Consider the following 13053-nt stretch of genomic DNA (forward strand, 5'->3'; position numbering starts at 1 on the left):
ATTTTTGAATAGGTGTTGTTCTTTTTAACGCTAAGTCCGCAAATTTTTTAACGACTATCTTTTTAAGGTTCGCCAAGGCGTTATACTCAGCAAATGGCATTTATATTTATCATTATAATCGTTTACCGATCGTTATATATTTTAAGCGGTTTTCTTCCGGTTGACTATTTTAATTAATCCCCAGGCTGTAACATAGGAAATTCCGGCTATGAAAAATATAATGTTGTAGCCCCCGTTGATATTTCCTGATTTTTTAAAAGCGTCGAGAACAATTCCGATAAAAAGCGGAAAAATAATTCCTGCCGCTGAGCCCAGCATTCCGCCAAAACCAATGACAGAACTGACATAATTGTTGGGTAACTGATCTCCGACCGTAGTCATAAGATTGGCTCCCCATCCTTGATGTGCAGCTGTTGCAAAGGCAATGATGATTGTGATCATCCACATATTATCTACATATTTTGAGAACATGACCGGAACTACCATCAAAGCAAACAATAACATGGTAATGCTTCTTGCTCTTCCGATGGCCCAGCCTTTTTTGATCAGAAATGATGAGAGATATCCTCCACCAATACTTCCGATCGTGGTTCCGCTGTAAATAATAATTAACGGAAGCGATGGTTTTGTTAAATCCATTTTAAATACATCCGAGAAATAGGCCGGCAGCCAGAACATGAAGAAATACCAGATAGGATCGGTTAACATTTTACCGATGGCAAACGACCATGTTACTTTATATTTGAGTAATTCCGATAAAGGAATTTTCGTTTTCTCTTCTGCTTTTTCAGCCTGATCACTTTTAATGTACTGCAGTTCTTCCTTGCTGAGATTTTTTGTTTTTTCCGGTACGGCATAAAATTTCCACCAAAGGACAATCCAAATCATGCCCAAAGCTCCAATCCACACAAAAGTCTGCCTCCAGCCGTAATGCCCAAGAATGAACGGAACCAATAGCGGCGCCAAAATAGCTCCCACCGTCGCTCCTGAGTTAAAAATTCCCGTTGCCAGTGCTCTTTCTTTTTTGGGAAACCATTCAGCCACTGATTTGATGGCAGCAGGAAAGTTTCCTGCTTCACTGATTCCCAACGTGCTTCTCGCAATGATAAACCCGATGGTACTTTTGACAAGACCATGTCCTATCGAGGCCAAACTCCATACAATAAGGGAAACCGCATACCCGATTTTGGTTCCGACCTTGTCTATAAACCTCCCCATCGCCATATAACCGATGGCATATGTCGTGGTAAAGGCCATGACGATATAGCTGTAATCTTTTTCATCCCAGCTGAATTCTTTTTCCAGCAAAGGTTTCAGCAAACCCATTACCTGACGGTCAAGATAATTGATCGTAGTGGCGAGAAAGACAAGAGACAGCATCCACCATCTTATATTGCGGTTTTGAGGAGCCTGCATTGAGTTATTGATTAAGTTGTTGTAATAATTTTTTTGTTTTCAGAGTCAGTTCTTCTTCATTATTATCTTTTCCGATGAGAGAGCTTCCCAGCCCTGCTGCTATGGCACCTCCATTGAGCCATTCACTGATATCTTCAGTTTCAGCATGGATTCCTCCGGTGGGCATAAAATTCATTCCCGGAAAAACAGGCTGTACCGATTTGATGTAGTTCTTTCCTAAGGCATCAGCCGGAAATATTTTAACCAGTGTTAACCCATTCTGATGCGCGATATTGATATCAGAAGGGGTAAAGCAGCCCGGAATCAGAAGGAGATTTTTTTCGAGAGCATGGTTTACCAATGCTTCACTGATAACCGGTGTAATGATGAAATCTGCTTTTGCGTTAGCATAATCATCCATTTCCTGTATGTTTTTTACCGTCCCGATTCCTAACAGAAGATCAGGAAATTCTGTATGGGAAATTTCTTTCAGCTTAGTGAAATTTTCCAATGCCTGATGACCGCGGTTGGTATATTCTATCACACGGATTCCTGCTTCGTATAAAGCTTTTACGATATTTTTTGAGACCTCAAACGATTCGTTATAGAATAACGGAACTATTTTCTGGTCTTTTATTTTTGTAGTATTTCACTCATAATTTCTCGATATTTATGCTTTCATCAATGGTATCTCCCTTTACAAAAAGTTTTTTAAAAGCAACTTTTGTCGCATCCTCAAGGATCTGCTCATCAGAATTTCCTTTTAAAATTCCATGAATCAAGGCGGCCATGAAAGAATCACCGCTTCCTACCCTTTCCTCGATTTTATCTGAATTATATTTTTCTGAAATCAAAAGTTTCTCATCAGCAAATAAGGTGGCAAAGTAATTTACCTGTTCTCCGTTTGTAAAGCGGAAAGTATTTGCAATTTTTTCCACAGCCGGGAACTGTTTCCGGATTTCCAACGCTGTTTTTCCAGCCTGTTTCAGAAGATTTTCATCATCGAATTTTCCGTTAAGCTCATATTTAACCGGAATATCCAGGAACTGCCCAACAGACCAGATATTTCCCATAAGAACGTTCACAAAAGGCATCAGCTCTTTAATTTTGTGAGGATTCTGGTTTTGCCAAAGCAATGCTCTGTAATTCAGGTCCAGAGAAACTGTAATATTTCTTGTTCTGGCTTCTTTCATGATTTGCAGACATTTATGGAATGCGTTGTCACTCAATGCCGGTGTGATGGTACTGATATGCAGCCATTTTACTCCTGAAAATAGTTCATCATCACTGAAAGTTTCAAAATCCGACTGGGTAAAAACAGACGGAAATCGGTCGTAAACCACTGAAGCGTTCTGCATATCTCCATCAAAAGAAAGGTAAAATGTTCCTATTCTCCCTTGAGTTTTTTCTGCAAGAACTTCTATTCCTTTATTGTTAAGCTGAAATTCTAAGTGATTTCCAACAAAATTCTCAGGTAAAGCTGATAATAATTTCACAGAATTCTTCCACTGGGAAAGTGCTGCCGCTACATTGTATTCGGCACCGCCCACATACATTTTCAGAGACTGCTCGTTCAACCAGTTTCCTTCGGAATCCGGGGCAAAGTGGAGAAGCAGTTCCCCGAAACATAGTATTTTCGTCGAGTCCTGCATGGTATTAGATTTCAAAATAATTTTTTGTATTGTGATAACAGATATCCTGAATGATCTTTCCTACCCATTTTTCATCATCGGGAAGAAGACCTCTTTCCATTTCACTTCCGAACAGATTGCACAAAAGCCTTCTGAAATAATCATGTCTTGAGAATGACAGCAGGCTTCGGGAATCGGTCAACATGCCGACAAAAGTGCTTATCAAACCGATATTGGAAAGTGTGTTCATCTGTTTGGTCATCCCGTCGAGCTGATCAAGAAACCACCAGGCTGCTCCAAACTGTACCTTGGATTTGATTCCTCCTTCATTGAAGTTTCCGGCAAGGGATGCCAGAACTTCATTAAATGCCGGATTCAGATTGTATATAATGGTTTTGGCCAGTTTTTCTTCTGAATTCAATGCATCCAGCAAAACGCTCAATCGCTGTGCATAATATGGTTCTCCAATGGCATCATATCCTGCATTGGCTCCCATTTTTCTGAACATTTCTGAATTGTTGTTTCGGGTTGCCCCTACATGAAACTGCTGTACCCAGCCTTTTTCTGCATACATTTTGCAAAGCTCTTTCAGCATATAGCCACATAAGGCATCCGGATCGGAAAATGTTGAAATATTCCCTTTCAGGAATTCTGAAAACTCTTTTTCAAGGTTTTGATTCCACTTTGTGGTATCCGGAAAATATTCAAAGCCGTGATCGGCTACTTTTGCCCCTGCTTCCACAAAATAATTGATTCTGGACTGAAGTGCATTCAACAGATCAGAAGCTGACACGATGGAAAACCCACAGACCTTTTCAAGCTTTTTAATTCCTGAAAGATACTGTTCGGGATTAATCATATTAATATAACCATCAGGGCGGAAAGCCGGAAGAACAGCTGTCTGGAAGCTGCTGCTTTTTAAAGCTTTATGATGAACCAGATCATCTGCAGGATCATCTGTAGTGCACAACGCTTCTACCTTAAAATTCTGAATGATGGATTGTGGTAAAAAGCCGTCTGTCTGCAGACTTTCATTCATCTGATGATACACCGTATCTGCATTATTGGGTGATAAATATTTGTTGATACCAAAAGTATTTTTGAGTTCCAGATGCGTCCAGTGAAACAGCGGATTGCGAAGGGTATAAGGCACCACTTCGGCCCATTTCATGAATTTTTCCTGATCTAAAGCATTTCCTGAAATAAACTGTTCATCAATGCCAAAATTTCTCATGGCTCTCCATTTGTAATGGTCACCATCCAGCCAGATAGCCGTTGGAGAACGGAAGTTCTGATTGGCAGAAATAACATCTGGCTCAAGATGATTGTGATAATCAATAACCGGCATATCTTTAGCATAACCGAAATACAGATTTTCTGCTTTTGCTGATTCAAGCAAAAACAATTCTCCGAAAACGTCTTTATTTTTAGTGGAATTACTCATTATTTGTTGTTACAATCCTGGATTTTAATTGTCGTTTATTTCTGACTTCATGAAAGCCGGCATTTTAAAAACAGAACCCTTAATGAAACCATTAAGGTCCTGTTTGATGATATGAAGAAATTAGCTTTTTATACTCCGCTGAATGCGCTGAAACCTCCGTCAACAGGAATCAGTGCTCCTGTGATGAAACTTGCAGCATCTGAACACAGAAACTGTACAACCCCATTCAGTTCTTCTACTTCTCCAAATCTCTGCATGGGTGTTTTGGCCATTACTTTTTTACTTCTTTCGGTTAAGCTTCCGTCCGGATTCAACAGAATAGCACGGTTCTGATCACCAATGAAAAATCCTGGTGCTACAGCATTAACGCGTATTTTATCTCCGAATTTCAATGCCAGATCAGAGGCCAGCCATTGGGTAAAATTGGTGATTGCGGATTTGGCGGCAGAATATCCGGCTACTCTTGTAATTGCTGAATACACAGCCATGGAAGAAATATTAATAATGTTTCCGCTTCCCTGCTCCGCCATTACTTTTCCGAAAACATAGCTGGGGTAAACTGTCCCGTTGATATTGAGATCGGTAACCTCAGCCCATCCTTTCATATCCATATCAAAAAATGACTGTTCGGGTGATAAGGTTGCTAACGGAATGTTTCCACCTGCTATATTGAGCAGAATATCAATGCTGCCATACTTTTCTTTTATTTTCAAGGAAGCGGCTTCAAGGCTTTCAATATCCATCACATTGGCTTCTACAGCAAGTGCATCCCCGCCCAAATCTGTCAGTTCTTTTACCCGGGCATCCAGTGTTTCCTGGTTTCTTCCCAGTGCGACAACTTTTGCTCCGGCCTCTATAAAACTTTTGGCAAGGCTGCCTCCCAAAACGCCCGAAGCCCCTGTGATGACTGCTACTTTGTTTTTAATACTAAACAGGTCTTTCATTTTACTTTTTACTATTTTATTACAAACGCAGATTAATTTTTCTGTAATTCTGACTGAACGGCAGCCATTACTCCTTCTATCTGGCCCAATGCCAGCATTCTTCCTAAAAATGAGTAACCGGGATTATATCCTTTGTCAATATCTTCCGATAAAAGTCTACCATGGTCAATCCTCATAGGAAGATCAGGATTTTCTTTTTCGAATACACGGATCACTTCAATGAGCTTTCCTCTTCCTCCCAGATGATGAGCCTCGATGAAATCGCCGTTTTCAAAGACATTTGTACTTCTCAGGTGAACGAATTTGGTACGGTGAGCAAATTTTTGCGCAAGCTTTGGAACATCATTCTGAAGGTTGGCACTGAGAGATCCGGCACAGAAGGTTACTCCGTTGTGAGGGTTATCAACAGCCTGCAGCAGCCAGTCAATATCTTCTTCATTGGTCACTATTCTTGGTAATCCCAGTAATGAAAAAGGCGGATCATCAGGATGTACACACATCTGGATACTCCATTTTTCACAGACAGGCATTATTTTTTCAAGGAAATATTTCATGTTCTGACGAAGCTGATGCTTATCTATACCATCGTACAAAGCCAGCAGACTTTTGAACTTTTCTACAGGATTCAATTCACCTTCTTTGATATTTCCATTCACGAATCCCTGTGTTTTTACAATGACTGAGTCTATCAGGTCATGATTATCTTTTTCTGTTAATGTATTTTTTAATTCTTCTACTTTTTGAAGGGTTTCCGGACTGTAATCGTTTTCTGCACCTTCCCTTTTAAGGATATGAATTTCGAAGTACGCAAACTTGGCTTTGTCAAAATAAAGTGAGGATGAACCATCTTCCCATTCGTGAAAAAGATCGGTCCTTGCCCAGTCGAGAACAGGCATAAAGTTGTAGCAAACTGTTTTAACTCCTGCTTTACCCAGATTTTTAAGGCTTGTGATATAATTTTCTATTAAAGAGTCACGGTCTTCACCTCCGTATTTGATGGCTTCGCTTACGGGAAGACTTTCCACAACAGACCAGCGAAGTCCGTGGCTTTCTATATAGTTTTTATAATCATTGATGGCCTCTGAATTCCAGATTTCTCCGTTTGGGATATCGTGCAGGGCAGAAACAATTCCTTCTACTCCTATTTGACGAAGTGTGCTGAGTGCTATTTTGTCTTTTTTGCCAAACCAACGCCAGGTTTTTTCCATAGTTTTAAAATTTAATTCAGATAAACAAAGCAGGTGCTTTTCACACCTACTCTGTTACTGATATGAATGTAGAATGAAATTAATTGTATCCCGGATTCTGATATTTTGCTTTAATATCTGCCGATACTTCCATGGCATCGATCTGGTTCTGAGGAATCGGTCTCAGATAATGAAATGGTTTTATCGTTCTAGTAACCGTTTGCGGAGCATGATCTCCATAAGAAGCTCCTCCAATCTGATAACTTGCCGCATAATCTCCCCACTTCTGTGTACGTACCAGATCATACCATCTGTAGAATTCTCCGTAATATTCACGGGATCTTTCTGCAAGGATATAATCAATGGTAATTACAGATGGCGTAGCAGCAGTCATTGCGGCACTGTTATCTGCTACATAAGCGGTATTCTGTGCATTATTGAACTTCCATTTTCCGGCACGGGCACGGATGACGTTGATAAGATCTCTGGCTGTCATAGCTCCTGAAGCCCCTTTTACAGCTGCTTCTGCGGCAATAAAATAGAATTCTGAGAATTTGGCAACGCTGAAAGGACGTGTTAATCCTGCATTCGGATATCCTAAGCCGTTTGGATCATCGGTACGGTAAGTTCCTATTTTCCAAAGACCAGGATATACAATTCTGCTGATTCCGTTCGGTGCAATGACCCAGTCTGCTCTTCCTGACAGAGTTCCTGCTCCCACACCACTTTGCCCTGCTCCCGTAGGATAAGAAGGAGTCTGGCTGTCATCATTAAGGAAGCTTAAAATAGCACCTCCTGGCTGTACAGGCAGATTATTGGCATTATAAAGTACGGGAACTGTAGTTAATCCCGTTCCATTCTTGTTCCAGTTTCCTCTGTAAGTGGTTACAAAAGTTCCGTCATAACGGGAATCGTTGGTTTTATCTGCAAAAGTATTTTTAATAACTCCCAAGGTAGGACACATACGAACCCAAGGACGTCCCAAAGGCTGTGATGCTTCTCTCTGTACGGGGCTAACAATGTCTGCCCCTAACCATGCTGTTGTTCTACTACTTTTGATGGCAGTATAGTTCCAGGTCTGCATCCATGCTGCAAAATTGTCCGGAGCCCAGCCTGATCCGAATCCTACAGGATCACTTTCGTTATAGTATGTGCTCGACTGAGTATGATCTGCATACAACATCGATTCGGTATTTCTGTCATTTGAACCTACATTCACATCATAGAAGGTAGGCTGAAGCGCATAAGGACCGGGATTGTTGATTCCTTCCAAGGCAATATCATAAGCCTGCTGGAAATACCATTGGGCATTGTGTCCGTCCGGGTCAGTTCTTGCTGCTTCAGGATACGTTGGAATTCCGTTTGGATTCTGCAGCCACCATCCGTAAGTAAGATAGGCTTTGGCAAGCATTAGTCTTGCTACATTTTTAGTGACACCTCCGGTTACCCTTGGTGATGCCGGCAGATTTTCTATTGCTTTTTTAAGGTCAGCAAAAACAGTTTTTGTGTATACTTCCGGTACGGTATTTCTTACGGAAGAGGTGGAAGGTAAAGTGTTATATTTCAGTTCTCCTGTTCCTAAATCCAGTGGAACTCCTCCATACGTTTGTACAAGCATGAAATAGTAAAAACCGCGGAAGAAACGGGCTTCAGAGATCATAGATTCTGCGATTCCGAATCCTGGTCCTTTTTCAATAATTCCGTTGGCAGTATTGATATACGGGAATACAGAGTTCCAGACCATACTTGTAGGAAAGGTATTGGAATTGATAATCCCGTTTCCGGACATATCTAATTCCTTAAAGTTACCGTCCGCACTCTGTGCCCAGGTAGATTCGTCAGTTCCGTTCTGACAATTGCTCATAAAGTAGCCATTGCCGTACAGTAATCTCATCTGCCTGTATAAAGCCGTAAATCCCTGATTAACACCATCCGGTGTATTAAAATAATCAGCGGTATATATTGATCTTGGCTGTTCATCAAGAATTTCATTACAACCTGTAAATGTTAAGGATAAAAAGATTGCTCCTAATAACAGTTTTTTATTAAAATTTATCATGACAATACAGTTTTAAAAGGTTAAGTTAAGTCCCATTAAGTAATTTCTTGTGGAAGGGTTATTGGTTCCTATAACAAGCTGGCGGCTCTGATATCCGCTTACCGCCTGATTTTCATTTCCGAAAGAGTTCGGTTCCGGATCCATCCCTGAGAACTTATGATACGGTGAGAATAGTACAACAGGATTGGTTACGGTGAAGTAAATTCTTAAGCTGGTAATTTTCAGGTCCTTTAAAAAATCTTTGTTAACATTATATCCTAAGGTAATGGTACGAAGCTTAAGATAAGAAGCATCAAACATAGCTAAAGTAGAAGAATACTTCGGATTATCACCACTCAGATGGCGCCCCGGACGTGGAAAATAAGCTCCTGTATTGTCTTCTGTCCAGTAGTCTACATCTACGTTATTCCCTCTTCCCGTTAATCGGTTAAGATAACTTGCAGATCCATAAATGGTACTTACCAAAATTCCCCCATGCTGGAAAGCTCCGACTGTGCTCAGTTCAAAATTTTTGTAAGCAAAGCGCATATTAAATCCTCCCTGGAATTTCGGAGCCGTATCAAAAATCTGTCTGTCATCCGGTCCAATTGCTCTTACCGGTGTTCCGTCAGCATTATAACCTCCGGTGTAAAGAACTTTGATAGATCCTACAACATCTGCAGCAGTACCCGGTTCCAGAATATTCTGGTAAGGATCGCCTGCCTGCCAAAGACCGATGTACTGATAATCGTATAATGAATTGATATTATGCCCTACAAACCATGAGTTATTGATGTCACGTTCTGTTCCTGATGCAAGCGATAAAATTTTGTTTTTATTAGTATAGAAATTAACTCCTGCTTCCCAGGTAAATCCATCCGGATTATCGAAAATAACCCCGTTTAAAGAAACTTCAACTCCTTTATTTTCTGTTTCTGCTACATTGGAAACAATGGAAGACCATCCGCTTGATGCCGGAAGGCTTTTCTGTGTTAACAGGTCATAGGTATGGGTTTTGTAATACTCCACACTCCCCGTAAGGCGGTTGTTCAAGATCCCGAAATCTACTCCGTAGTTTTGTGTTTTTGAATATTCCCATCCCAGGCTTGGGTTAGGCGGCTGATTTCCATAGATTCCTGTACTTCCTGCACTTCCGTAATTATAAGGAGCAACGTTAAATCTTCCCATCGTAGAATATGGATCTACTGCCTGATTGGAAGTCTGTCCCCATCCGGCTCTGAATTTAAGGAGATTAATCACTTTGATATTCTGCATGAAAGATTCATTGGTAACATTCCACCCTAGTGATAATGCGGGATAGGTGTGCCACTTGTTTCCCGGAGCAAGCCTTGAAGATCCGTCAGCACGAAGTGTCGCCGTAAGCATATACCTGTTATCATACGTATACATGATTCTTCCCATCGCTGAAAGCAGGCCTGTTTTCCAGTACACCTGGTCTTCAGGTCTTACGGTAATATCAGCCTGAGGCGACTGTCCTAAGTTATAATACTGGAAAAAGTCTGCCGGAACATTCTTTGCACTCATGTATGAGCTTGTATACTTATTCTGTTCTGCTGAATAAAGTGCTACAGCATTTACTTTATGCTTACCAAATGTACGGTCATACGTTAAAAGGTTTTCCAACACCCAGTGGTAGGTCTGGTTATTCCCTCTTCCGGCTGCGGAAGGACCTAGAGGATTCGTATTAAAGACTCCTACACCGGAGTAATTTCCGCTGTTTGAAGTACGGTAATCCAACCCTACATTTAATCTGTACTTTAATCCTTTGATCGGAAGGCTGGCTTCCCCGTAAAGATTGTTATAGGATGCGAAGGCCTTGGTCTCATCGATATATTTATCTCCCAGATTCCCCAGGCTTCCTCTTGTATAAATCCATGTCTGATCGATACCGCCAGCTGTACTCATTACTCTTTTCGGAGTTCCGTCCGCATTGTAAGGATTAGCAATAGGAGAATATCCTAAAACAGCTCCCGGGTTTACCCCATTTCCTTCAGAAACGGAATAGTTTGTATTGGTAGTGAAACCGAACTTAAAGATAGATCCCACCTGCTGATCAATCGCCATACGAAGAGCAAATCTTTCATAACTTTGAATAGGGATTAATGCGTTTTGCTTGAAGTATGACAAGCCTACATTATAATTTCCACCTTCTGTTCCTCCAGATACGCCAATATCATGACTGGTCATCATGGCAGGTTTATAATACAAACTTTGCCAGTCTGTATTAACACTGCTATTTTCATCCGCCCCGTTGGAATACAAAGGTGTTGTATTTCCTGCTGGAATGGCATAAGCACGCAACTGCGCAAATTTAGGGCCATCCATCATCGGATATTTTGAAAATAAGGTCTGAACTCCTGTAAAGGTGTTATAACTGAATTTAGGTCTCTGTCCTTTTGCCCCTCTGTTGGTGGTAACAAGGATAACACCGTTTGCTCCTCTTGATCCATAAATGGCTGTAGCAGAAGCATCTTTGAGAATATCAATACTTTTGATGTCACTAGAGCTTATATCTCCCAGTGATCCTACGAAAGGAATACCATCCAATACAATCAGCGGGTTATTATCTCCTGTAAGAGATCGTGTTCCCCTGATACGAATCTGCATGGCAGCACCCGGTTTTGTAGATGTTTGCGAGATATCTACCCCAGCTGTCCTTCCCTGTAATGCCTGGGTAATGTTGGCAGAAGGTACTTCACGCAAGGCATCTCCTTTTACAGTGGCTACAGAACCTGTCACAGCTTCTTTTCTCTGGGTTCCATATCCTATCACAACAACTTCATCTATTTTATTTTCTTTAGCTACTGTATCTTTCTTAACCTGTGAATATGCTATGCCGCAAGGCAACAGAGTCATTGCAAAAAACAGTGCTGCTCTATTGCTTTTATTGAAATAAAATCGGTTCATAATTATTATTTTAATATTAGTTGTTGAATAAAAGGCTCTTTAATAATTATTGTGTATAAAAATCCTTAGTGTTTATAAGCCTTTTATTTTTAATTATATATACATATTCACGATGGCTTCAAACAATTCCTGTTTTCCGCTTTTTGGCTGTGGTTCGCCGATTTCGTGAGCTATTCTCTGCAGATCTTCCAACGTAAGAGTACCTTCCTCGAATGCTTTTCCGTTTCCTTTATCAAAAGAAGCGTAGCGGTCTGTTCTCAGCTTTTTGTAATCTGAATTTTCAAGGATATCAGCTGCAGCAAGAAGACCTTTTGCGAATACATCCATTCCTGAGATGTGGGAAATGAACAGATCTTCAGCATCAATAGAATTTCTTCTGATTTTGGCATCAAAATTCACCCCTCCGGTTCCCAGACCTCCTGCCGGAAGAAGAACAAGCCATGCCTGAACCATATCATAATAATCGATCGGGAATTGGTCTGTATCCCATCCGTTCTGATAATCTCCTCTGTTGGCATCAATACTTCCTAAAAGTCCTGCATCAACAGCAGCCTGAAGCTCATGTTCGAATGTATGGCCTGCCAATGTAGCGTGATTCACTTCGATATTCAGTTTAAAATCCTTATCTAATCCATAATGTCTAAGGAATCCGATTACGGTTTCAGAATCATAATCGTACTGATGTTTGGTAGGCTCCATCGGTTTTGGCTCAATCAGGAAAGTTCCTTTAAAGCCCTGCTGGCGGGCATAGTCTCTTGACATGGAAAGGAAACGCGCAAGGTGATCTTTTTCACGCTTCATGTCTGTGTTCAAAAGGCTCATATATCCTTCTCTTCCACCCCAGAAGACATAATTTTCACCACCAAGCGCTATCGTTGCATCTATTGAGTTTTTCACCTGAGTTCCTGCACAGGCTACTACATCAAAATTTGGATTGGTAGAAGCACCGTTCATGTATCTTTCATGAGTGAAAACATTGGCTGTCCCCCATAAAAGCTTAATTCCTGTTTCCTGCTGCTTTTGTTTGGCGTATTCCACGATAGTCTGCATATTTTTCTCGTAGTCCTTCCAGTTGCTGGCAGGGTCTACAAGATCGATATCATGGAAGCAGTAATAATTGAATCCCATTTTAGACATGAATTCGAAACCTGCATCCATTTTGTGCATTGCTCTGGTTACCGGATCGTTTCCGATATCCCATGGGTGGTGAATGGTAGGACCTCCGAAAGGATCACTTCCGTTGGCACATAAGGTATGCCACCATGCCATCGCAAATCTTGTCCAGTCTTTCATTGGTTTTCCCATCACGATCTTTTCCGCATCATAATAGCGGAATGCCAAAGGGTTCTTACTTTCTTTCCCTTCAAACTTAATTTTTTCAATACCTGTAAAAAACTCTTTTGTACCTGTTAAAGTGTTCATATTTATTTGATTATTTTTATTTCTGTTTTTAATTTTTTGCGTAGAAATTCCCTTCTCACTGATT

The 13053-nt window shown here is 40.8% G+C and carries 9 protein-coding genes; all 9 read right to left on the reverse strand.

What is annotated here, in order from left to right:
• Nucleotides 1–141: 141 nt before the first annotated feature.
• Nucleotides 142–1416, reverse strand: a complete 1275-nt coding sequence (locus KBP46_RS03980) for an MFS transporter (RefSeq protein ID WP_216444695.1) — start codon at nt 1414–1416, stop codon at nt 142–144.
• Between the two features lie 4 nt (nt 1417–1420).
• Nucleotides 1421–2032, reverse strand: a complete 612-nt coding sequence (locus KBP46_RS03985) for a bifunctional 4-hydroxy-2-oxoglutarate aldolase/2-dehydro-3-deoxy-phosphogluconate aldolase (RefSeq protein WP_216445448.1) — start codon at nt 2030–2032, stop codon at nt 1421–1423.
• 16 nt (nt 2033–2048) lie between these two features.
• On the reverse strand, nt 2049–3062 hold the full coding sequence (locus tag KBP46_RS03990) for a sugar kinase (RefSeq protein WP_228432294.1): 1014 nt from the start codon (nt 3060–3062) through the stop codon (nt 2049–2051).
• Nucleotides 3052–4470, reverse strand: a complete 1419-nt coding sequence (uxaC, locus tag KBP46_RS03995) for a glucuronate isomerase (protein ID WP_216444696.1) — start codon at nt 4468–4470, stop codon at nt 3052–3054. The genes KBP46_RS03990 and uxaC overlap by 11 nt, the downstream gene beginning before the upstream one ends.
• 128 nt (nt 4471–4598) lie before the next feature.
• Nucleotides 4599–5414 carry an SDR family oxidoreductase gene (locus tag KBP46_RS04000; protein WP_216444697.1) on the reverse strand — a complete coding sequence of 272 codons (816 nt, stop codon included), beginning with the start codon at nt 5412–5414 and terminating at the stop codon, nt 4599–4601.
• 32 nt (nt 5415–5446) lie between these two features.
• Entirely contained in the window at nt 5447–6622 is a 1176-nt protein-coding gene (uxuA, locus tag KBP46_RS04005; protein ID WP_216444698.1) for a mannonate dehydratase, read from the reverse strand.
• Nucleotides 6623–6701: 79 nt separating this feature from the next.
• Nucleotides 6702–8660 carry a RagB/SusD family nutrient uptake outer membrane protein gene (locus KBP46_RS04010; protein ID WP_216444699.1) on the reverse strand — a complete coding sequence of 653 codons (1959 nt, stop codon included), beginning with the start codon at nt 8658–8660 and terminating at the stop codon, nt 6702–6704.
• A gap of 12 nt (nt 8661–8672) precedes the next feature.
• Nucleotides 8673–11567 carry a SusC/RagA family TonB-linked outer membrane protein gene (locus KBP46_RS04015; protein ID WP_062669889.1) on the reverse strand — a complete coding sequence of 965 codons (2895 nt, stop codon included), beginning with the start codon at nt 11565–11567 and terminating at the stop codon, nt 8673–8675.
• A gap of 93 nt (nt 11568–11660) precedes the next feature.
• Nucleotides 11661–12989, reverse strand: coding sequence for a xylose isomerase (xylA, locus tag KBP46_RS04020; RefSeq protein ID WP_216444700.1), 1329 nt, complete (start codon nt 12987–12989; stop codon nt 11661–11663).
• Nucleotides 12990–13053: the final 64 nt, after the last annotated feature.

The sequence above is a fragment of the Chryseobacterium sp. PCH239 genome, from assembly GCF_018924625.1.
Classification (GTDB): domain Bacteria; phylum Bacteroidota; class Bacteroidia; order Flavobacteriales; family Weeksellaceae; genus Chryseobacterium; species Chryseobacterium cucumeris.

Excerpts from the sequence above, each read along its gene's own strand:
- KBP46_RS03980 (WP_216444695.1), bottom strand. The coding sequence starts at position 1,416 with ATGCAGGCTCCTCAAAACCGCAATATAAGATGGTGGATGCTGTCTCTT.
- uxaC (WP_216444696.1), bottom strand. The coding sequence starts at position 4,470 with ATGAGTAATTCCACTAAAAATAAAGACGTTTTCGGAGAATTGTTTTTG.
- KBP46_RS04000 (WP_216444697.1), bottom strand. The coding sequence starts at position 5,414 with ATGAAAGACCTGTTTAGTATTAAAAACAAAGTAGCAGTCATCACAGGG.
- uxuA (WP_216444698.1), bottom strand. The coding sequence starts at position 6,622 with ATGGAAAAAACCTGGCGTTGGTTTGGCAAAAAAGACAAAATAGCACTC.
- KBP46_RS04010 (WP_216444699.1), bottom strand. The coding sequence starts at position 8,660 with ATGATAAATTTTAATAAAAAACTGTTATTAGGAGCAATCTTTTTATCC.
- KBP46_RS04015 (WP_062669889.1), bottom strand. The coding sequence starts at position 11,567 with ATGAACCGATTTTATTTCAATAAAAGCAATAGAGCAGCACTGTTTTTT.
- xylA (WP_216444700.1), bottom strand. The coding sequence starts at position 12,989 with ATGAACACTTTAACAGGTACAAAAGAGTTTTTTACAGGTATTGAAAAA.